The organism is Microbacterium rhizomatis, assembly GCF_008710745.1.
In the GTDB taxonomy this organism is placed as follows: domain Bacteria; phylum Actinomycetota; class Actinomycetes; order Actinomycetales; family Microbacteriaceae; genus Microbacterium; species Microbacterium rhizomatis.
Window position 1 is genome coordinate 160,693 of the sequence record NZ_VYSA01000002.1, and the last position, 21,695, is coordinate 182,387.

Here is a 21,695-nt window from a genome sequence, read left to right on the forward strand (position 1 = left end):
TCACCTTTCCTGGGACGCGAGAACGAGAAGGTCTAGATCTGAGGGGATGCTGCGCCCCGCCGCGCGCCGCTCTTCGGCGAATCTCGCAGCCATGGCCGAGAGCTCGTCGTCGCGACGGCGCTCGAGGCCGCTCACCACAGCGAGCGGCACGTCCATGAACACGAGCTTGAGCACACCGTGACGCCAGCTGTGGGCGTCGAGCTCCGCCGCAGCGAAGTCGCCCATCGCCGCTGCCACGAGCCGCCGGTCGTTCGTGCGGAGCGCATCGTCGACGATCTCGCGACCGATGCGCCGCCACTCAGAATCGAGGGGGTCGTGGCCCGCGGCGAGCGCGTTGAGCCCCCGCAGCACGCCGCGGCGCTCGGCATCGTCGCCCTCGCGATAGAGCGTCCGCACGCGCTCCGCGGCAGGCTCGGCGCCGGATGACAGCGCAACGATGAGCGCCGCCCTCGCGGCATCGTCGGCGGTGACGGCGAACCCCGGATCGTCGCGCGGATCGAGCGGCTGGCGACCCACGGCCCGCCCGGCCTCGGCGAAAAGCCGGTGCACTCTCGAGCGGTCTTCGACCACCGCCGCCACCGCCTCGATCGTCCACGGGTCGGCACGCCGGGGAACCGCCGCGCGGATCGCGTCGATGCTCTGGCGGGCGAGCCGCGGTGCGTCGAAGGAGTGGCGAGGCAGCTCGACGGCCGCGACCCCCTCGTAGCCGATGGCGTCGAGGGCCTCGATCGCCGCCTCGAGGTCGAGCGCGCCCGTTCCGAGCTCGAGATGCTCGTGGATGCCGGGCAGCATGTCATCGACCTGCACGTTCCACAGGAGCGGACCGGCCCGATGGAGCGCTCGCACCACTCCGTCGGGTTCGACCGCCACGCAGTGCCCCAGGTCCACGGTGATGCCGACGTTGTCGGGATCACCGAGATCCGCGCGGAGACGGAGTGCATCCGCGACGGTTTCGACCAGCATCCCCGGCTCGGGTTCGATCGCGATGCGGACGCCCCGGTCTGCGGCGAATCGCGCGAGCGATCCGAGTCGCTCGATCAGGAGTGCCCACCCGGTTTCGGCCGTCACGTCAGCGGGGAGCACCCCGCTCCACAGCGACACGCAGTCGGCGTCGAGGATCGCGGCGATCTGCACGGCGCGGCGGAGGAACGCGCGGCGGGCGTCCGCATCGATGTCGACGAGCGTCGGGCGATGCTTGACCCACGGGTCGAGGAGGTAACGCGCGCCGGTCTCGACGACCACACGAAGCCCGCGATGGCGGAGGTCTTCGGCGAGGGAGGTCGCCGCATCCTCCCAGTCCACGGCGAACGGATCGAAGTGGGGATGCCCGAGGGTCAGCGCGACCGCGCCGTAGCCGCACCCCTGCATGACGTCGAGCGCGTCGCTGAGCGTGTGGTCGGCGAAGCCGTTCGTGCCGTAGCCCGGCACCCAGCGAGGCTCTGTCATGTCACGTCTCCCTTCGTGCGTGCACGGGCGATGGCGTGCCCGGCGACGTCGACGCCGAGCAGGAACGCGGTCGCAGCCACCGATCCTGCGCGGGCGACGAGGGCCGTCTGCAGCGGGATCATCGAGCGGATCCCTTGGCGCGTCGCGGTCCGTGCGTGCGCGGCGGTCGGCTCACGCGCAGCGGTGAGCTGCGATGGAAGGGTCGACGCGAGATAGCTCGCACCCCCGACCAGCGCGCCGCCGGTGAAAGTCCCGGCGCCGAACGTCGCCGCCGCCGCTGCCGCGACGCTGGTGGCGGCAACCGTCCCGGCGGTCGTACGGCTCGTGCCGGCGACCTCGCCGCGCGAAAGCGCGGTGACGCCCAGCGTGTGGGCCGCGACCACGGCGGCGGGGAGGAGCCCGCGCCGCCATCCGGGCCCGGCGGCGCCCATCATGACATCGAGACCACGGCAGAGGGCCATCACAGCCGGGCCCGCCGGGGTGGGCTTCGCGGCGAGATCGTACGTCCACACCGACGCTGCGGTCGCGAGGGAGACGAGTCCCGCGGCGCGACCGGCCGAGAAGGCGACTCCGATCCCGACGGCGGTCAGGATCGCCCCGATGCCGAACGCCGTGCTGCGCCGCACGCGACCGGACGGAATCGGCCGCTCGGGCCGTTCGACGGCATCCAGCTCGGCATCGGCGACGTCGTTGAGGGCCATTCCCGCCGCGTACAAGCAGGCAGACGAGCTCGAGAGCGGTACCGCACGGATGCCGGCGCCGCCTCTCGCGCTCGCGGCTCCCACCACCGCGTCGCCGATGACGGTCAGGATCGCGGGTGCCCGAACGAGCTCGAGCACGTCGCTGAAGCGCGGAGTCATCCCGCGCGCACCTCGTGATCCAGCGCCGCAAGGACGCCGGTCTGCTGGACCCAGGTGACGTACGCGGCGGTCTGCTCGGCGAAGGCGTGGACATCGCTGCCCCACGGATCCTTGAAGAAGCAGCCCAGTTCGGCGATCGGCCCGGACTGTCCCGCGGCCGACGCGAGCGCCAGCACACGGACGAGGTCGATGACGAGGGGCGCGGCGAGCGTCGAGTCGTACGCGCTCCAGGTCGTCTGCAGAGTGATGCGGCTGCCGAGGAAACCGATCGCGTTCACGTGGTCCCACGCGGTCTTGACGTCGCCCAGGTCGGGCACGTTGTCGATGTGCAGCGGTGCCACGACGTCGTCTCCGACCAGGGCGTGCAGACCCCGATTCTTCGAGGCGAGCTTGGAACGCACCGCCTCGGGGTCGGCGAGGGTGGCGCCATCGCCACCGCCGAGCAGGTTGGTGCCCGCCCACGACAGCACCTTCAGGCCTCGAGCGGCGAACATGGGCGCGAGCACAGTCCGCAACAGCGTCTCGCCGGTCTTGCCGTCCTGGCCGGCGAAGGGGATCCCGGCAGCCTCGGCGCGGGCGCGCAGCACCGGCAGGCTGAGACCCGCGGACGGGGTGAATCCGGCGTAGGCGGCGCCGGCCTGGATCGCGGCTGCGGCCGCGATCGAACTCGGGGGCAGCACGCGAAGGGCGGGGTCTCGCAGCGCCGCGGTCAGGGCGTCCTCCGAGTGGAACGCGGGATGGTCGGCCGGCAGAGCCTCCGTGGATGACACGTCGACGACCACGACCGTGCGCAGGCCGTGCCGATCGCGGAAGCCGGCGATATCGGCCGCCATGCGATCGATCGTGTGCTGCTGCGTCAGGCCGGTCTGGTCGATCACCCGCAGTTCGGCCTCGTCGCGCTCGAGGTCGGGTTCGACCGCGGCCACCACAGCTGCGGGGAACATTCCACCGGCCGCGAGCGCCGCGGCCTTGCGGGCCAGCGGCACCTGCGAGATGTCGTGACCGCCGATCACGATCTCATCGAATCCGGCGAAGGGGACGTCGTCGAAGTCGGATGAGGTCGTGGTCAGACCCCACGGCTCGGCGATGCCACGGGTCAGCGCGTGCAGTCCGATCGCGGCGGTCGTGGCCAGCGATCCTCGTGCGCCGATGAACCAGGCGCCGACGCGCGGCGTCGTGGGGCGGTCATTGTCGAAAACAGTGTGGGTCATCGTCGTCCTTTACTGTGCGCTGCTCTGCGCGAGCCTCCGGCGGGGGATCGGGAAGCTTTCCCACCGTACGGTCTCGTAATGACAACGGTCAAGCAAAAGGTGAGGATGATGAGTAATAAGTTGCCTGCTGTACGATTCGCTTTCTCACGCAGACCGAAAGCGTGGGGAGATCTCCTCTGGGCGAGACACACGCCCGGCTTACCCTCGATGCACGGCGAGAGGACCCGAGGCGGGCTGGTACGAGACGTTCGCGAGCGGCGCAGGCATCCCGACACCGGGAGGGTCGGCGAACGGGCTGGGGAAGGGCTTGCCCTGCACCCCGCTCACCCCGTCGGCACGGCGTTGACCACCAGGGCAGCGCCGATGGCGCTGCCCGCGACCGTTGCGAACGGCATGCGCTCAGGATGAGTGGGCCGCGAGGAGGCGGTGCCCTCGACTATTGCTTGGTCGCCCGCAAGATCGACATGACCAGGATGACGCGGTCAGCCTTGTCGGGCGGCGGTACATCGCTCGGATTGCCGTACCGGTTCTGCAGCCGGACGTAGAAGTCCCCTGACGGATCCGGAATGACCTCGACGAGCTCGCCCGCCACCTCGAGGTAGTGGAACGGGTCGTCGGGGTCGATGACCGACAGCGCCATCGACGGGTTGTGCTGCAGATTGCGGTACTTCTGCCGCTTGTTCGTGTGCGTGAAGCGCAGGTGCTCGCCGTCGAATTCGAACCACATCGGCGTGACCTGAACGGTGTCGTCGGGGCGGATCGTGCCGAGGCTCCCGTAGTTCGGCGCTTCGAGCAAACGACGGTAGGCGGGGGGAATGATGTCGACGGGATCTGTCATGCGCCCATTCTCGCCGAATCAGCAGGAGCGGACTCAGCCCTGGGCGAGACGCGCGACGTCATCCCACTTCTCCCAGTTCGCCAGGCGCGACTCGTAGTCGGGACGGACGATGCCGAGCGCGGAGGCGCCGAAGAAGACGCGCAGCGGCGGCTCGACAGCATCCACGACGCGCAGGAGCGCCGCGGCGGACGCCTGCGGGTCGCCCGCTCCCCCGCCGGAAGCCGCACGCTTCGCCCGTTCCGCCGTGCTGCGCTCGCGAAGGCCGTCATACGCGCGGATGTCCGACGAGTGGCGCGAGCTCGGTCCCGACCAGTCGGTCGCGAACCCGCCCGGCTCGATGAGGGTCACATGGATGCCGAACTCGGCGACCTCGGCCGCGAGCGCCTGCGAAAAGCCCTCGAGCGCCCACTTCGACGCGTGGTATGCGCTGAGGTTGGGGAACGCCGAGACACCGCCGATGGACGACACCTGGAGGATGTGGCCGGAGCCCTGGGCGCGCATGATCGGAAGCGCCGCCTGAGTGACCCACACGGCCCCGAAGACGTTGGTCTCGAGCTGATCGCGGAGCTCCTGCTCGCTGATCTCCTCCGCCATGCCGAAGTGCCCGTACCCCGCGTTGTTGATGACGATGTCGAGCGTGCCGAAGTGCTCGTGCGCTCGCTGCACGGCCGCGAAGTCCGCGGCGCGGTCGGTGACGTCGAGCTCGATGGGCAGAAGCGCGTCTCCGTACCTGTCCGCCAGGTCGCCGAGGGTGGATGTGTCGCGCGCGGTCGCGGCGACGCGGTCGCCTCTCTCGAGCGCCGCGATCGTCCACTCCCGTCCGAATCCACGGGAGGTGCCGGTGATGAACCACGTCTTCGATGTCATTGCAGACATGACATCGATGACGCTCGCGGTATTCCCGATTGCGACGGGCTTACCCTCGATGCATGGCGACAGGACCCGAGGCGGGCTGGTACGACGACGGCACCGGCAAGCAGCGCTGGTGGGACGGCTCGCGGTGGACAGATCAGTACATCGATCTGAACGATCGCTACCTCGAACTGCGCAGCGACCCGGCTCCGACGAATGCTCCCGCACGCGAGGGATGGTACGACGACAGCCGAGGTCGCCTCCGCTGGTGGAACGGCACGCGATGGACGGATGCCGCGCGCTACAGCGGTTCGGAGGAGGAGTTCGCCGGCATCGTCGTCGACGGACGCTGGATCCACTTCGGCCCGTCGTCCCAGCCCGTCGCCGGGGCATCCGCGACACGATCCGCCGGTGCAGAGCTGCTCAAGCGAGGCCGGCTCGCGCGGCCCGCGGTGGCACGCGCCCTCCTCGGGCCGGCAGGCCCGATCACTCCGAACCTGCTGAAGCGATCGATCGACCCGGGCGCGACGTACCTTCTCGTCGAGGTGGGGTCAGAGGTCTGGCTGGCCTCCGTGCCCCCGGGGCAGGAGGGCCGCGCGGGCCAGTTCGCCACGTGGATCAACACCGTCTCGCAGCACTACCGCTACCGCTGACCGCTTGCGCCGGCGAGTGTGATGGGACATAGCGCTCCTGTTACTTCGTGTGGGTGCTGTGGGGCCAGACGCAGGAGTCACGCTCTGCGGATCCAGCTGTCTAGGACGAGTGCGTCGGAATCGATGGCGGAGAGTGCTCCGTAGAGTTCCTGCGTGACCATGCCCACCAGCGCGCACGTGCGGTAATGGCCACCGGGGTCCATGAACTTCCCCTGGAACAGAAGCACGCCGTCTCGCGCGGCTAGGTCGAGTGCGTCATCCGCGCGCTCGAGGTCCTGACCACTCCAGGTGACCTCGACGACCGTGAAAGCTGCTCCCAGGAGCGGTTCGAGCGCGTCCACCGCCGATTCAGCATTCGTGGTGCAGGCGACGCCTACCCAGCCATCGACTAACCGATGAACTCCGTAGAAGAGCAGCCCCTCCGCACGGAGTCGATCGACTGCTTCGAGCACCGGTGGGGTAAGCAGCTCTTCTCTCGAACGGCGTTCGCGCGGCACGATAGCCGGGTCGATCCGGGCGCCGAGGTGCTCGGGCGGCGCGACCGGCGCGACGGGCGACACGATGCGCACATGGTCGATGGCATCTCCCGTCCAGATCCCTTCCACCGTCACGACGTGTGCATCGTCGTGATGCCTGTCTACACGGATGGGGATACTGAGACCGCCCGCATTCTGGAAGACCCGGTCGTAGTGACCTTGCCCCACCGCCTGAAGCCGTAGCATTCCCCCGCCGCCGACTGCGCGCCCGGTCGCCGAAACTCTGTCTCCCGGGCGCACTGGGCGGACTCGTTCGATCTCCGAAGAGCCGGGCATGCTCGAGTCTGGGTGACGCATCACTCCTCCTTCCGTCCGCCGACAGTGGCGGTCTCGAGCGATCTCGACCCGTCATCGGCGAGATACACGGAAACCGTAACGAGTGCAATGCCAGCTGCCGATTAATGGTCGTATTGGTCGCAGAGGACGCGACCTCGAGAGGCAAGGCACCCACTCCGCAGCTTCCGTGATCCGGACCGCGCTTCAGCCGGCGTGGGCGGCGAGTGTCTCCAGATCGTCTCCGACAAGGCGCTGAGTGGTCCATTCGTCCATCGGAGTCGCGCCCAGTGATCGATAGAACGCGATCGACGGCGCGTTCCAATCGAGCACCGTCCACTCCAGACGCGAGTATCCGCGCGTGACGCACTCGGTCGCGAGCGACGCGATCAGCGCCTTTCCGTATCCGCGACCGCGCTGCTCCTCGCCGACGAAGAGGTCTTCCAGCCAGATGCCGTGGCGACCCGTCCACGTCGAATAGGTGAGAAACCAGATCGCGATGCCTACGATCCTCCCCTCGCGCTCCACCACATGGGTGAAGACGCGGGGATCGGCGCCGAACAGCGACGCGGTGAGCATTTCAGCGGTGTTGGCCACCGCATCCGGTTCGTGTTCATAGTCGGCGAGCGCCTGGATGCACGCCAGGATGCCTGCTTCGTCACCGGGCTGCGCGGCGCGCAGCACGGCGCCGTCGTGGAGGGTTCGGGTGTTCACGGCTCCATCATCGCGCTGATCAGTCCGGGCCTCCTCGCGATTCGCCCTTCAGCGAGAATCCGACGATCGCGAACGGTCTCGACGTTGCCGCCGCCTGATGACCATCGAGCCGACTCCGGCGACCGCGACGGTCATTGCCGCCAGAGCAGGGGCGAGCCATGAGTCGGACGGCGCGGCGTAGCCCGCGAACCAAACGAGGGCAAGCATTGCTAAGAGAACGCCGAATAGGATATACCAGTACTTCAAAGTTCATCTCCAACGAGTCGGTTCTCACCTTATCGATTTTGCAACCAGGCACAACCAGCCCACGAGAAGCCCTCCGCCGAGGGATGGCGATGTGCGGTGAAGAGGGCGACTCACCACTCGAACGAAGGGTTCTCATGCGAAACCGCCGGAACACCGTAGGCGCTCTCCTCATTTCCGCCCTCGTGGCCGCAGCCAGCTTCTCCGGAGCGCAAACAGCTTCCGCGAATTCTCTCGAGCATGCCGATGCGACAGTAGGAGCCTCGCAGGCGGCCACCGTGACTCCCGATCTCTTTCAGGCTGCTCTACATGGCCTGGAGGGGAGCGATGTCCCTCGCACCACAATCGAAGCCGACGGAGCCACGTTCTACGAGTACCACTTCGACGAAGGATCACTGACGTTTCCCTCGGAGGCCACCTTTTTAGCATCCGCAGAGTTCGATGAAGCTGTCCCCGACCCGAACGTTGTGACACCGATGATCGAGGTGGTGACAAGGGGGCAGTACGTAGCGGTTGGGCTTAACCGAGCTGATCAAGCGATGCTGCTTGGCGGTGGTGGTACCGCACTCGGATTGGTCCTCTGTGCGATTCCCGGTGTCTGCGTCGTCTCTACGATCTTGCTTGCCGGCGCGGTCGCGTACCTGACCGAACGAGGTCTCTGCCCTGAGTCGCAGCAGCTGTGGTGGTACGACGTTCAAGGAGGCTCGACCTTCGCGTGTCGCAGCTCCGCCCCTGCGCTGCCGTAAAGAAGCACCGGCAGCGGCAACCCCAATACGCCGCATCCATTCACCGGAATGGATGCGGCGTCCCTATCGTTGACATCATCATGCAACGCTTCGGAACGCTCTCGTTCGGACACTACGGCCCGCTCGGCGGTGGTCGCGAGCTCACCGCCGGCGACTCGCTGCACCAGGCCATCGACCTCGCGCAGGGAATGGATGATCTCGGCGTGGACGGCGTCTACTTCCGCGTGCATCACTTCGCTCGGCAGCAGGCCTCGCCGATGCCCCTGCTCGCGGCCATCGCCGCCCGCACGGAGCGGATCGAGGTGGGCACGGGCGTCATCGACATGCGCTACGAGAACCCGCTGTACCTCGCGGAGGAGGCGGCCGCGGTCGACCTGATCAGCGACGGACGACTGGCGCTCGGGGTGAGCCGTGGATCACCCGAGTCGGTCGTCCGCGGGTTCGAGGCGTTCGGGTACACCGGATCGCAAGACCCGCGCGGCGCCGACATCGCGCGCGAGCACTTCTCGACGTTCCTCCGCGCGATCGAGGGCGAGGGCATGGCCGAGCGCGACCCGAACAGCCCCTTCGGCGATGGAACAGGGCGGCAGCGCATCGAGCCGTACTCCCCCGGGCTGCGCTCGCGCATCTGGTGGGGCGCCGGCAACAGCGAGTCGGCCGAATGGGCGGGCCGCATGGGCGTCAACCTGATGTCGTCGACGCTGCTCACCGAAGACAAGGGACTGCCGTTCGACGAGCTGCAGGCGCAGCAGATCGACGCCTTCCGCGAGGCGTGGCGCGAGGCAGGACACCCGGGAGAACCGCGCACCTCGGTGAGCAGAAGCATCTTCCCGATCACGACGGACGAAGAGGACATGTACTTCGGCGGACGTCAGGACGGTGACGGCGTCGGCTACATCGACGGCATGCGCTCCACCTTCGGAAAGACGTACGCGGCCGCGCCCGACGTGCTGGTCGAGCAGCTGCTCGAGGATGCGGCGATCCAGACCGCTGACACGCTCATGCTGACGATCCCGTCGCAGCTGGGCGTCGCGTTCAATCTGCGCATGGTCGAGTCGTTTGCGAAGTACGTCGCTCCGGCTCTCGGATGGGTCGGCACGCGGGTCTGAGCCGACGGTCGCGGGGCGAGGGTAGAGGGTCGACCGTAGGATCGTCCGATGGCAACCATCACCCGGTTGAGTTCGAACGACAAACCCGACTGGCTCGCGCTCTGGAACGGCTATTTGACGTTCTACGAGACCGAACTTCCGGGGGCGACGACCGAATCGACCTTCCGACGACTGACAACGCCAGGCTCGGGACTGTACGGCGCGCTCGCACGCGACGAGGACGGCCGGGCCATCGGGCTCGTGCACTGGCTCACTCATCCGGCCACGTGGTCGACGACCGACTACTGCTATCTCGAGGATCTGTTCGTCGTTCCGGGCGCGCGCAGCTCAGGGACCGGGGCAGCTCTGATCGCCGCTGTGCGGGCGTGGGCGGCGGAGAACGGCTCGTCCAAGGTCTACTGGCTGACGGCCGAGACCAACCACACGGCCCGACGTCTGTACGACCGTCTGGCCACGCGAACGGGATTCATCCACTACGAGATTCCACTGTGACCGCTGAGATCGCGTGTGACCCGGTTGTCCACAGGTTCTCGTATTTGTATTCTAATGTCTGAGGATGCTGCCACTATCTACATGTGAACATCCTCTCGTCACTCCGCGACCGGGTCGCCCGGCTCGCGGCGTGGGATGAACTCGATGTCGAGGTCTCGGCGCTGCCGTCGCACGCGGTGCGGTTGAGTGATGTGTCGGTATTGGATGCTCTGGCCGACGTGACCGCTCTGGCCAATGACGCCGCTCGGTTGCAGGCCGTGCTCGCGGGCGTCGCCGCGCAACGGTCCCGGCGCGAAGACGGGGCTGGCGGGCTCGCGGCAGGGCAGGGGTTCGCGACCCCTGCGTCCTTGATCCAGTCGATCACCGGCGGAACGAAAGCCGACGCGTCTCGGCAGGTGCGGGTCGGGGTGGCGCTGCTGGAAGGGATCGAACGTGTGCCGGACTCGACCGACGGCGACGATCCCGCCGCCGCGCCCGCGCTCCCATCTACGCCATGGCATGAACCGCTCCGGGTCGCGCTGCTCGACGGCAGGTTGACTTCCGTGCAGTCCGACGCGATCCGGGTCGGACTCGGTGAACCTGTCGTCGCCGGTCGCTCTGCTGCGCGGTCGGCAGTGAACGAGGCGTGGACGTTGGCGGCAGAGGGCCTCATCATCGAGGCGACCGGGATGCCGGTGGAAGAGCTCGGGAAGCGGGCGCGGATCATCCGGGACCTGCTCGACCCCACCGGCGCCGAGGAGCGCTTCGCCAGACGGTACGAGAACCGGGCCTACCGGGCATGGATCGATGCCGATGGGCAGCGCCACGCCCGCATCACTTATGACGATGAAATGGGTCTGTGGGTGGATGCCATCCTCGACGCCGCGCTGCGGCCACGTCGCGGCGGACCACGCTTCGTCACCGCCGGCGAACGCGAATCCGCCGCTCACTTGCGCGATGACCCCCGCACGAACGAACAACTCGCTTACGACCTGCTGATGGATCTCGTTCGCGCCGGATCCCTCGCCACCGCCAGCGATGTGTTCGGCACCCGGCAACCCGGAGTGCGTCTGGTCATGGTGAACGACATCGCAGGTCCGCGAGACGCATTCGGGCGACTCATCGACACCGGCCACGCCGAGAACGGCGGCGATGCCCTCCCCGGATCCGTCATCGACCGGGCCATCTGCGTGACCGGCACCGTGACCATCACCACCGACCGGCACGGCAACCCACTCGACCTCGGACGCACCCACCGGACATACACGGCGAGGCAGACCCTCGCCCTCGCCGCTCGCGACGGGGGCTGCATGTGGACAGGGTGTACCCGACCGGCGTCGTATTGCGAGGCGCACCACATCGATCCGTACTCCGAAGGCGGGAGAACGGACATCGACCGCGGCATCCTCCTGTGCCGGCATCACCATATGACCCTCCACAACCACGGATGGAAGATCAGCCGTGACGGCCGCGCAGACTTCCTGCTTCACCCGCCCGGCGGCGCGACACCCGTCACTCTGACATCGAAGGCCGCGTGGAAATGGGCGTGGGATCCACCCCCTCCACCCGAGTGCACGACGTGGCGGACGGTGACGTCCGCCTGACCGCAAGAACCGAGGGAGGTCGAGCTGGAGCGCGCACCGCGGGCGTCGGCGCTCTGCCGGGATCGGCGCTTGGCCGGTGTCGGCGCCGGCGCTCTGCCGGGATCGGCGCTTGGCCGGCGTCGACGCACGCCGGCGTCGACGCTCGCCGGCGTCGACGGCGGTCATCTCGTGATATCGAGACCCTGTCTCTCGATGTCGAACGGTTTCATCGCGCGCGAAACGTTGTCCGTGAATAATGAGGCCATGTCCACCACGGCACTCGGGTACAGCGCCATCTCCAGCTACAGCCGGATCGAATTGCTGAGCCTTCTGCACGAACGGCCTCGTCGGACGATCGCCGAACTCACCGACGAGACCGGGTTGCACGCCAACACGGTGCGCGAGCACCTGCAGCGCCTCGAGGCCGACGGACTCGTGGTCAGGACGACCGAGCACCGCACCACACGCGGTCGACCGCGCGTGCTGTTCACGGCGGTCATGGGCGAGGAAGCAGTCTCCAGCCCGGTCGCGCGGCGGAAGGTCCGCGCAGCGGCCGATCGCGGCGACCTGATGCGACGACTGATCCCCGACGCTGAACCCGACACGCGGGATCTCGCGCCCGATGCGCTGCACCAGCTCGACGCGATCGTCGAGAACCTCGCAGAGTCCGGCTTCGAGCCCGCTTTCGACGGCCGCGATCTGACCCTCGACGTGACCCCATGCCCCCACCAGGAGGCGCAGTCCGGGCATCGCGAGACGCTCTGCGCCGTGCACCTCGGAATCATGCAGGGCGTACTGGCCGAAGCGGGCGGCCCTCTCCGTGCCATCGCGGTGCGGACGGACGGTGTCCCCAGCGGCTGCATCGTGCAGCTGGCCTGCTCCCGCATAGCCTGCTGATCAGACGCGGTTCTGTCTTCGCGTGCCGCGGAGTGATACATTGCAGTTCTAGGTACCTTGCAGATCTAGGTACCTCGCAGTTATAGATACCTTGCAGTTCTAGGTACATTCCGGTTCTAGGTAACCTGTATCCCTAGCTATCCATGACGGAACCCGTGCCCGATCGGAGCAGCGATGCGCATCGGAAAAGACCTCGTCGCCGCGGCGGCGACTCCCATGGTGCTGGGGATCCTGGCCGACGGTGAATCGTACGGCTACGCGATTCTTCAGCGCGTGGCCGAGCTGTCGGGCGGCGAGCTCGAGTGGAGCGACGGGATGCTGTACCCCCTTCTTCATCGGCTCGAGAAGCTCGGATACGTCGACTCCGCGTGGCGCGACGACGGGCCGGGCCGACCCCGCCGCCACTACCGGTTGAGCCCGGACGGACATCGGGTGCTCGCCGACCAGCGCCGCCAGTGGAGCGTCGTGAGCCGCGCCCTGCAGCGAGCATGGGGCGAGGGAACGCAGCCTTCGAGCGCCCTGCCGGGGTTGGCCTGACATGTCTTCGCCCGACGATCTCGAGAACCAGATCTCGACGTGGCGGTCCTTCCTCTCGAGGCGCGACGCGATCGCGGCGAACGACGTCGCAGAGCTCGAAGCCCACCTCCGCGATCAGATCGATGATCTCTCGCATGCGGGGCTCGCCGGAGACGAGGCGTTCATCGTCGCCGTCAAGCGCATGGGCAGCGTCGACGCACTCTCGCGAGAGTTCGCCACCGAGCACTCCGAACGCCTCTGGAAGCAGCTCGTGCTCGGCGAGCCCGCTGATCGACGATCGGAATCCGTGCGCCCGCGCTCCGCACTCGTCCTTGCGATCGCATTCGGGGTCGCCGCCGCTCTCGCTGTCAAGCTTCCTGTCCTCCTCGGCGCGGGCGGTGTGCCCCCGACGTCCAATGGGGTGGTCGAGTTCTACGCCTGTAATGCCGCACTGCTGGTCCTTCCCTTCCTCGCTGCCTACTTCGCGGTCCGGCGCCGGGTACGCATCGTCCCGCTCGCCGTGGTCGCAACCGTCTTCGCCGTCACCGCGGTCGTCGTCAACGTCTACCCGTTCACGGCGAACGCGGCCACCGAGCTGCTCGTGGCGGTGCACGCCCCGGTCGCACTGTGGCTCACCGTCGGCATCGTGTACGCGGGTGGCGACTGGAGGTCGGGACGGGCGCGAATGGACTTCATCCGCTTCACGGGAGAGTGGTTCGTCTACTTCGTGCTCATCGCGCTGGGCGGAGGCGTGCTGTGCCTGGTGACGGTGGCTGTCTTCCAGGCGGTGGGTGTGAACGCGGGCCTGTTCGTCAGCGACTGGATCCTGCCGTGCGGGGCCGCCGGTGCGGTCGTGATCGCCGCGTGGCTGGTCGAGGCGAAGCAGGCGGTGATCGAGAACATCGCTCCGGTGCTGACGAAGCTCTTCACGCCGCTGTTCACCCTGCTGCTCCTCGCTCTGATCGTTGCGGGGCTTGTGCAGCAGAACGTCATCGACGCCCAGCGCGACCTGCTCATCAGCTTCGACCTCGTGCTGCTCGTGGTGGTGGCACTTCTCCTCTACGCGATCTCGGCCCGAGACGCGCTCGCGCCGCCGTCGTGGTTCGAGCGACTGCAGCTGCTCATGGTGTGCAGCGCGATCGTCGTAGACCTCATCGTGCTCGTCGCGATGATGGGGCGCATCGGCACCTACGGATTCAGCGCCAACAAGGTGGCCTCACTCGGCCTCAATCTCATCCTGCTCATCAACCTCGCGTGGTCGGCCTGGCGGCTCTTCGGCTTCGTTCGCGGGCGCGCCCCGTTCGGACGCCTCGAAAGCTGGCAGACGGGATACCTGCCGGTCTACTTCGGGTGGGCGATGCTCGTCGTGATCGTCTTCCCGCCGGCGTTCGGCTTCGCCTGACGAGGCTCGCTCGGGCGCCCGGCTCAGCCGCCGATCGCGTTCATGCCCCGCGCCGGCTGAAGGAAGCTGGGGTCGTTGATCGCATGACCGGGGAGCTTGCCGTGCACGCATGAGCGCAGCATCCGGTCGATGTCGTCGTCCGACGCGTCCTCCGACCGCAGGATCGGCACGAGGTCATACTCGGTCGTGGAGAAGAGGCAGTTGCGCAGCTGACCATCGGCCGTCAGCCTGAGGCGGTCGCAATCGCCGCAGAACGGCGCCGTGACGGACGCGATGATGCCGACCGTGTGCGGGCCGCCGTCCAGGGTCCACCGCTCGGCCGGCGCACCGCCGCGCCCCGGTATCGGTGTGAGCTCCCATCGATCTGCGAGCGCGGCGAGGATCTCGTCGCGCGTGACCATCTGCGCGCGATCCCACGTGTGCCCCGCGTCGAGCGGCATCTGCTCGATGAACCGCAGTTCGGCCCCGTGGGCGACGGCGAAGGCGACGAGGTCGGGCAGCTCGTCGTCGTTGACACCCCGCATCGCGACCGTGTTGAGCTTGAGCGGGCGAAGACCGGATGCTGCGGCCGCCGCGATGCCTTCGAGCACGTCGTCCAGCCGATCGCGCCGCGTGAGTTCGCGGAACCGCTCACGATCGAGCGTGTCGATGCTGATGTTGAGGCGGTGCAGCCCCGCGTCGATCAGGTCGGGCAGGAGGGCGGCGAGGCGGATGCCGTTGGTCGTCATGGCCAGCTGCACGGGGCCACCTGGCCCCTCGATCGCGCCGAGGCGCCGCACGACATCGACGATGTCGGGGCGCAGCAGCGGCTCGCCGCCGGTGAGGCGGAAAGTCGTCACGCCGTCCGCTGCGGCGACGCGCGCGATCCGCTCGATCTCGTCCAGGCTCAGGATGCTCGACCGCGCCAGCCACTCGTTGCCCTGTTCGGGCATGCAATAGGTGCAGCGCAGCGAGCAGCGATCGGTCAGCGAGACCCGCAAGTCGCGATGGACGCGCCCGTGCGTGTCGACCAGGGCCGTTCCGAGCGCGGCACCGTCGGCGACCCTGCTTCGATCCTGAAGGAGGGGGGCGCGCACGCCGATCATGACGGGAACCGCCGTCACGATCTCGACCTCGGGGTGCATCTCGCGCTCATTCTTCGAGCGTAATCGTGACTCTCTCGCTCGGGGTCGTTTTTCACGGCTCGCCATCTGGCGCGAGTCTGGCACTCTCTGCGACCCTGGATCTGCACGGGAGAACTGCCCCTGACGTGTGGTCTGACCACATGGTACTGTGGTCAGACCACACTCCCAGAGTGATCGGAGGCACCTCGGTGGACCTATTAGACCCCCTGCTGCTGGCCCGTTGGCAGTTCGGTCTCACGACGCTCTACCATTTCCTCTTCGTGCCGCTCACCCTCGGCATGGCGCTGACCGTCGCGATCTTCCAGACGGCCTGGTTCCGCACTGCGAACATCAAATGGCTGCACCTGACGCGCTTCTTCGGCAAGATCTTCCTGATCAACTTCGCCATGGGCGTGGTGACCGGGATCGTGCAGGAATTCCAGTTCGGCATGAACTGGTCGTCGTACTCGCGATTCGTGGGCGACGTGTTCGGCGCCCCCCTCGCCTTCGAGGGCCTCATGGCGTTCTTCTTCGAGGCGACCTTCATCGGGCTGTGGATCTTCGGCTGGGACAAACTGCCCAAGGGCCTTCACCTCGCGAGCATCTGGATCGCCACGATCGGCGCGTGGTTCTCGGCGTACTTCATCCTCGCCGCCAACGCCTTCATGCAGAACCCGGTGGGCTACCAGATGGCCGCGGACGGCCATCGCGCCGAGATGACCGACTTCCTGGCCGTCCTCACCAACCCGGTCGCCCTCGCCGCGCTCCCCCACACGCTCTTCGCCGCGTTCATGATGACGATGGGCGTGATCGTCTCGATCTCAGCATGGCACCTCGTGCGCCGCCGCAACATCGAGATGATGCGCACGTCCCTGCGCTACGGGCTGTGGGGCCTGATCATCGCCTTCGTCGGCGTCGCCGTCTCAGGCGACCAGCTCGGGCTCGTGATGGTCTCGACCCAGCCGATGAAGATGGCTGCGGCAGAAGCACTGTTCAACACTTCCTGCGGTGCGGACGCCTCGTTCTCGATCTTCACCCTGGGCACACCCGACGGTACGTCCGAGCTCTTCTCGATCCGCATTCCGTATCTGTTGTCGTTCCTGTCGACACACACCCTCGACGGCTGCGTCGAAGGCATCAACGACCTCAACAACGCCTACGCGACGCAGCTCTTCCCGCAGTTCGCCGACCAGGTGAACGGCAACTTCGCGCCCGTCCTCTGGGTCACGTACTGGTCGTTCCGCTGGATGATCGGACTCGGCGGCATCGCCGCCCTCGTGTCGGTGGTGGGTCTGTGGCTCACCCGCAAGAAGGCCAAGCGCGAGGTGCCCGCGTGGGCGTGGCGCCTGGCGATCTGGGCCTGGCCGGCATCGCTGTTCGCCATCCTGGTCGGCTGGGTCTTCACCGAGATGGGCAGACAGCCGTGGATCGTGTTCGGACTCATGCTCACGCAGGACGGAGTCTCGCCGAGCGTGCCGGGCTGGAGCGTGCTGATCTCACTCGTGGCTTTCACCGCCATCTACGCGATCCTCGCGTTCGTCGAGGTCGGCCTCATCATGAAGACGGCGCACAAAGGGCCCGACCCCCTCCCGGGCCCGGGTGATCCGGATCCCACGGATCATGCCCTCGAAGACACCCCGACGACGGTCTACTAGGAGCGCGCCATGGATCTCGCATACGTCTGGTTCTTCATCGTCGGAGTGCTCTTCGTCGGCTACTTCGTGCTCGACGGGTTCGACTTCGGCGTCGGGATGTCGCTGCCCTTCCTCGGGAAGGACGACATCGGCCGCCGCCAGATCATCAACACGATCGGCCCCGTGTGGGACCTCAACGAGACGTGGGTCATCGTGGCGGGCGCGTGCCTGTTCGCCGCCTTCCCCGAGTGGTACGCGTCGATGTTCAGCGGGTTCTACCTCCCCCTGCTGCTGATCCTGCTCGCACTGATCCTGCGCGGAGTGTCGTTCGAATACCGCCACCAGCGCGACAGCCTGCGATGGAAGAAGGGCTTCGACACGATGATCGTCGTCGGCTCCGCGGTGCCCGCGCTGCTCTGGGGTGTCGCGGTGGCCAACATCGTGCAGGGCGTGCCGATGGATGCCGGCCACGAGTTCACCGGATCGCTCCTCAGCCTGCTCAACCCGTACGGGCTGCTGGGCGGACTCACGACGCTCCTGCTGTTCTTCACGCACGGCGTCTACTTCGTCGCGCTCAAGACCGACGGTCAGGTGCACGAGGACGCCCGTGCCCTCGCGCGCAGGTCGGGGATGATCACGGTCGTCGTGGCGGCGATCTTCCTGATCTGGACGATCTTCATCGCCGCCGGGCACGGCGCGCCCCTCATGGCGGCCGTCATCGGGTGCGCCGCCATCGCGGCGGTCTGCCTGATCATGTCGATCCTGTTCAACCTCCGCGACCGCGAGGGCTGGGCGTTCGGTTTCGGCGCCGTCACGATCGTGACAGCGGTGCTCACGCTCTGGTTCGCGCTGTTCCCGAACGTGATGGTCTCCAGCACCGACCCGGCTTACAGCCTCACGATCGAGAACGCGTCCAGCACCGACTACACGCTCACCATCATGACCTGGGCGGCGGTCATCTTCCTTCCGCTCGTGCTGGCGTACCAGGCGTGGACATACTGGGTGTTCCGGAAGCGCGTCTCGCGCTCGCGCATCGAGAAGGCCGCGGCGCTCGCGCACTGAGCCGCCCGCACACGGAACAGTCCGGCCGGCGCCGGACCGTAAGGCAGGATCGAATCATGGCTTCGGATTCCGCTGACGCGCCGCGCGACAGCATCCGTCCCGTCGATCCCCGTCTGCTGCGCTACGCCAGAGCCTCTCGCGGATTCTTCGTGGTCATCGCCCTGATCGGCGGCGCCCAGGCGATCGTGATCATCGCGTTCGCCTGGCTGCTCACGCGCGCGATCGTCGGGGCGATCGACGGGATGCCCGCCCTCGACCTCGCCGCCACGCTGGCCCTGCTCGCCCTCGCCGTCTCGCTGCGCGCGGCTCTGCTCTGGGCACGCGACGCGGTCGCCGCCCGTGCTGCGGCCACCGTGCAGACGCAGCTGCGAGGCGCGCTCGTCGACGCGGTCGGCGCGCTCGGACCGGGGTGGCTCTCGTCACGCAACTCGGCCCAGCTCGCCGTGACAGCGGGCCACGGGCTGGACGCCCTCGAGGCCTACTTCGGCCGCTACCTCCCGCAACTCGTCCAGACGGTGATCGCGACGCCGCTCATCGTCATCGTGATGTGGTGGGAGGACTGGATCAGCGGCTTGACGGTGCTCCTCACCCTCCCCCTCATCCCCGTCTTCATGGTGCTGATCGGTATGGCCACGCGGTCAGTGCAGAAACGGCAGTGGCGCACCCTGCATGCCCTCGCGGCGCGTTTCGCCGACACGGTGCAGGGTTTGTCGACGCTCAAGGTGTTCGGCCGTCAGCACCGAGCAGCGGCATCCATCGAGCAGGTCACCGAGAGGTATCGCACCGAGACGATGCGGGTGCTGCGCGTCTCGTTCCTCTCCGGATTCGCGCTCGAGCTGCTCGCGAGCATCTCGGTGGCGATCATCGCCGTCACGATCGGCTTCCGTCTGCTCGACGGGTCGCTCACCCTCGTCGCGGGGCTGTTCGTCCTCCTGCTCGCTCCCGAGGCGTACCTCCCGATCCGTCAGGTGGGCGTGCAGTTCCACGCCGCCGCCGAGGGGGTCACAGCGACGGACGACGTCTTCGCGGTTCTGGATGCCGCGGGAGCGGATGCTGCGGCCCCCCGTCGAACGGACGTGACAGACGCCGATTCCCCCGACTCGGGTGGGACGCTGTCGCTCCGCGGCGTACGGGTGATGCGGGGGGAACGCGTGCTGCCCCCCGTCGACCTCGAGGTCGCGAGCGGCGAGGTGCTGCTGGTGGAGGGCCCCAGCGGCGCGGGCAAGTCGAGCCTGCTCGCCGCGCTGAGCGGCGCCGCACGGTTCGAGGGGACCGCGACCTGGCGAGGGCACGACGTGCGCGACCTCGCCCCGCCGAACTGGCTCGCGTGGGCCGGGCAGCAGGCCGGCCTGATCGCGGGGCGTATCGGCGACAACGTCGCTCTCGGCGACACTCGCCCCGACCCCGTGCTCGTGCGGGATGCCCTGCGGCGCGCGTGCGCCGGCGAACTCGATCCCGACCTCGAGCTGGGCGTGCAGGGGTCCGGTCTGTCCGGCGGCCAAGCCCAGCGCGTCGCGGTGGCGCGCGCCTTCTACCGTCACCTGCGCGGCCGGGCACCCGTGCTCGCGATCGACGAACCCAGCGCGGCGCTCGATGCCGAGACGGAGGCGCGGATGTGGCGATCCATCCGCGAACTCGCGAATGCCGGCGCCGCTGTCGTCGTCGTGTCGCACCGCACGAGCGCCCGGTCGATCGCCGACCGTGTCGTGGCGCTCCTCCCGGCGGAGGTGAACGCGTGACGAGCAAGACCGAGTCGGCCAGAACAGCGTCGGCCAGAACGGCGTCGGCCACGACAGCGTCGGCCACGACAGCGTCGGCCACCAAAGAGTCGGTCCTCCGTGGTGCGATGCCGCCGCTCCGACGGTTCTGGCCCGGCGCGGCGTCGGCGTTCGCGACCGAAGCATCCGCCGTAGCCCTCCTCGCCGTCAGCGCGTGGCTGATCGTGCGGGCGAGTGAGCAGCCGATCGTGCTCTACATCTCTGCCGCGGTCGTCGGAGTGCGGCTGTTCGCGCTGACGCGCGCGGCGTTCCGCTACACCGAGCGGCTCGCGAGCCACGATGCCGCGCTGCGTCAGCTCGCCTCGTCGCGGTCCTCTCTCGTGCGCCGCCTGATCCCGCTCGCGCCCGACGGACTGACGCGGACGCGCCGCGGGTCCGTGCTCGGCGCCCTCGTCGACGACGTCGACGACCTGCAGAACCTCCCGCTCCGGGTGGTTCAGCCGCTCGTCGCATCGGCGACGGTCGCGCTGGGCGGGGTCGTGCTCGTCGCGGTCGTGTCGTGGCCCGCCGCGCTCACGATGCTCGGATGCCTCGTGGCCGCGGGCCTCGCCGCGACGCTGTGGGGCTGGGCATCCGGCGCACGGGCCGAACTGGCGATCGCCCCACGCCGCGCTGCGCTCGCCGATGCGCTCACCGATCACCTCGGCAGCCTGGACGTGCTGACGGCCTACGGAGCCGAAGAGGCCAGCCGCGGGCGGATCCTCGCTGCGGACGCGCTGCTGCACCGGGCGATCGTCCATCGGGCGAGTGCCCAGGCGGGCACCGCCGCGGTCGTGTCGCTCCTGGCCGGCTTCGCGTCCATCGCGGCCGTCCTCGTCAGCGCGCCGCTCGTCTCGGGGGGAACCCTCGGCGGCCCGGAGCTCGCGATCGTCGTGCTCGTGCCGATGGCCGTGTTCGAGGTCTTCACCGCCGTCCCCCTCGCCGCATCGGCCTGGCGCCAGGTCCGCACGTCGGCCGAGCGCATCGCCGATGCCGTCCCGGTGCGACTGCCCGAGGGTCTCGTCGCCGACACCGTCGAGCCCACGGGCGAGGGTCCCGCCCTCGGCGCGGGCCTGCGCCTGCGCGGTGTCTCGGCGCGCTGGCCTGGGGCCACGAGCCCCTCGCTGCGTGACATCGATCTCGACGTGCGCCCCGGCGAGCGTCTCCTGGTGGTGGGCTCGAGCGGCGCAGGAAAGTCGACACTGGCGCACGCGCTCGTGCGATTCCTCGACGTCTCGGGCGTCTACGAGATCGGCGGGCGGGAAGTCCAGACGCTCGCATCCGACGACGTGCGGCTCACGGTCGGGCTGTGCGAACAGCATCCGATGCTCTTCGACGAGGATGTCCGCCAGAACCTGCTCTTCGCACGCGAGACGGCGACGGACGCCGAACTGGTCGAGGCGCTCGATCGCGTGGGCCTCGGGGCGTGGCTGCAGGAGCGAGGCGGTCTGGATGCGCGGGTCGGCGAACGCGGAGCGCTCGTGTCGGGCGGCCAGGCGCAGCGGATCGCGCTGGCTCGGGCTCTGCTGCGCGGCTTCCCCGTGCTGGTGCTCGACGAGCCGACGGCGGGAGTCGATCCGGCGGCGTCCGACGCGCTCCTCACCGATCTGCTGGGAGCAGTCGGAGCGGATCAGGCGGTGGTGCTCATTTCGCACGTGACGGTGCCCACGGGGTCGGTGGATCGCGTCGTGCACATCGAGAACGGCCGGATCACAGCCTGACCTCGCCGTTCTGAGGCGAATCATCCTCACCGGGCGAGTCGCACGCGGTGCGTCGGCCGTAGCATCCA

The 21,695-nt window shown here is 68.3% G+C and carries 20 protein-coding genes; 12 read left to right on the forward strand and 8 right to left on the reverse strand.

Going from position 1 to position 21,695, the window contains the following annotated elements; translation table 11 throughout:
• The 5 genes from F6B43_RS09140 to F6B43_RS09160 form a co-directional block, all read right to left on the reverse strand.
• Positions 1-1,446: an EboA domain-containing protein gene (locus tag F6B43_RS09140; RefSeq protein WP_150448653.1), complete on the reverse strand. Its 1,446-nt coding sequence runs from the start codon at positions 1,444-1,446 to the stop codon at positions 1-3.
• Positions 1,443-2,306: an SCO3242 family prenyltransferase gene (locus F6B43_RS09145; RefSeq protein ID WP_150448654.1), complete on the reverse strand. Its 864-nt coding sequence runs from the start codon at positions 2,304-2,306 to the stop codon at positions 1,443-1,445. Before F6B43_RS09145 ends, F6B43_RS09140 begins: the two co-directional genes overlap by 4 nt.
• Positions 2,303-3,517 carry an inositol-3-phosphate synthase gene (locus F6B43_RS09150; protein ID WP_150448655.1) on the reverse strand — a complete coding sequence of 405 codons (1,215 nt, stop codon included), beginning with the start codon at positions 3,515-3,517 and terminating at the stop codon, positions 2,303-2,305. The genes F6B43_RS09145 and F6B43_RS09150 overlap by 4 nt, the downstream gene beginning before the upstream one ends.
• A gap of 436 nt (positions 3,518-3,953) precedes the next feature.
• On the reverse strand, positions 3,954-4,355 hold the full coding sequence (locus F6B43_RS09155) for a PPOX class F420-dependent oxidoreductase (protein WP_150448656.1): 402 nt from the start codon (positions 4,353-4,355) through the stop codon (positions 3,954-3,956).
• A gap of 33 nt (positions 4,356-4,388) precedes the next feature.
• Positions 4,389-5,222: an SDR family oxidoreductase gene (locus F6B43_RS09160; protein WP_150448657.1), complete on the reverse strand. Its 834-nt coding sequence runs from the start codon at positions 5,220-5,222 to the stop codon at positions 4,389-4,391.
• A 62-nt stretch (positions 5,223-5,284) separates the two neighbouring features.
• On the opposite strand from F6B43_RS09160, the gene F6B43_RS09165 reads away from it, so the two are divergent.
• Entirely contained in the window at positions 5,285-5,860 is a 576-nt protein-coding gene (locus F6B43_RS09165) for a DUF2510 domain-containing protein (RefSeq protein ID WP_150448658.1), read from the forward strand.
• A 77-nt stretch (positions 5,861-5,937) separates the two neighbouring features.
• Here F6B43_RS09165 and F6B43_RS09170 read toward each other — a convergent pair whose 3' ends face one another.
• Together F6B43_RS09170 and F6B43_RS09175 are read right to left on the reverse strand one after the other, a co-directional pair.
• A complete protein-coding gene (locus F6B43_RS09170) occupies positions 5,938-6,582 on the reverse strand; it encodes a hypothetical protein (RefSeq protein ID WP_150448659.1) in 645 nt (214 codons plus the stop codon).
• 294 nt (positions 6,583-6,876) lie between these two features.
• Complete coding sequence (locus F6B43_RS09175; RefSeq protein WP_246159887.1) at positions 6,877-7,383, reverse strand: GNAT family N-acetyltransferase; 507 nt, start codon at positions 7,381-7,383, stop codon at positions 6,877-6,879.
• Between the two features lie 521 nt (positions 7,384-7,904).
• Between F6B43_RS09175 and F6B43_RS09180 the strand changes: the two genes are divergently transcribed.
• From F6B43_RS09180 to F6B43_RS09210, 7 genes are all read left to right on the forward strand, one after another.
• Complete coding sequence (locus tag F6B43_RS09180) at positions 7,905-8,372, forward strand: hypothetical protein (RefSeq protein WP_150448660.1); 468 nt, start codon at positions 7,905-7,907, stop codon at positions 8,370-8,372.
• Positions 8,373-8,452: 80 nt separating this feature from the next.
• The gene (locus tag F6B43_RS09185) at positions 8,453-9,481 is read left to right on the forward strand and encodes an LLM class flavin-dependent oxidoreductase (protein WP_150448661.1); all 1,029 of its coding nucleotides are present in this window, start codon (positions 8,453-8,455) and stop codon (positions 9,479-9,481) included.
• Between the two features lie 48 nt (positions 9,482-9,529).
• Complete coding sequence (locus F6B43_RS09190; protein ID WP_150448662.1) at positions 9,530-9,973, forward strand: GNAT family N-acetyltransferase; 444 nt, start codon at positions 9,530-9,532, stop codon at positions 9,971-9,973.
• Between the two features lie 83 nt (positions 9,974-10,056).
• On the forward strand, positions 10,057-11,556 hold the full coding sequence (locus F6B43_RS09195; protein WP_150448663.1) for an HNH endonuclease signature motif containing protein: 1,500 nt from the start codon (positions 10,057-10,059) through the stop codon (positions 11,554-11,556).
• A 243-nt stretch (positions 11,557-11,799) separates the two neighbouring features.
• Complete coding sequence (locus F6B43_RS09200) at positions 11,800-12,432, forward strand: helix-turn-helix transcriptional regulator (RefSeq protein WP_150448664.1); 633 nt, start codon at positions 11,800-11,802, stop codon at positions 12,430-12,432.
• Between the two features lie 174 nt (positions 12,433-12,606).
• Positions 12,607-12,969, forward strand: coding sequence for a PadR family transcriptional regulator (locus F6B43_RS09205; RefSeq protein ID WP_150448665.1), 363 nt, complete (start codon positions 12,607-12,609; stop codon positions 12,967-12,969).
• Position 12,970: 1 nt separating this feature from the next.
• Positions 12,971-14,350, forward strand: a complete 1,380-nt coding sequence (locus tag F6B43_RS09210) for a permease prefix domain 1-containing protein (protein WP_150448666.1) — start codon at positions 12,971-12,973, stop codon at positions 14,348-14,350.
• A 23-nt stretch (positions 14,351-14,373) separates the two neighbouring features.
• Here the strand turns inward: F6B43_RS09210 and moaA are convergent, their stop codons facing one another.
• Complete coding sequence (gene moaA / locus F6B43_RS09215; RefSeq protein ID WP_425486841.1) at positions 14,374-15,453, reverse strand: GTP 3',8-cyclase MoaA; 1,080 nt, start codon at positions 15,451-15,453, stop codon at positions 14,374-14,376.
• 209 nt (positions 15,454-15,662) lie between these two features.
• On the opposite strand from moaA, the gene F6B43_RS09220 reads away from it, so the two are divergent.
• From F6B43_RS09220 to cydC, 4 genes are all read left to right on the forward strand, one after another.
• Entirely contained in the window at positions 15,663-17,108 is a 1,446-nt protein-coding gene (locus tag F6B43_RS09220; protein WP_150449514.1) for a cytochrome ubiquinol oxidase subunit I, read from the forward strand.
• A gap of 9 nt (positions 17,109-17,117) precedes the next feature.
• On the forward strand, positions 17,118-18,149 hold the full coding sequence (gene cydB, locus F6B43_RS09225; protein ID WP_150448667.1) for a cytochrome d ubiquinol oxidase subunit II: 1,032 nt from the start codon (positions 17,118-17,120) through the stop codon (positions 18,147-18,149).
• Between the two features lie 56 nt (positions 18,150-18,205).
• Complete coding sequence (cydD, locus tag F6B43_RS09230; protein WP_150448668.1) at positions 18,206-19,888, forward strand: thiol reductant ABC exporter subunit CydD; 1,683 nt, start codon at positions 18,206-18,208, stop codon at positions 19,886-19,888.
• Between the two features lie 107 nt (positions 19,889-19,995).
• Entirely contained in the window at positions 19,996-21,627 is a 1,632-nt protein-coding gene (gene cydC, locus F6B43_RS09235) for a thiol reductant ABC exporter subunit CydC (protein WP_150449515.1), read from the forward strand.
• The last annotated feature ends 68 nt before the right edge of the window (positions 21,628-21,695 follow it).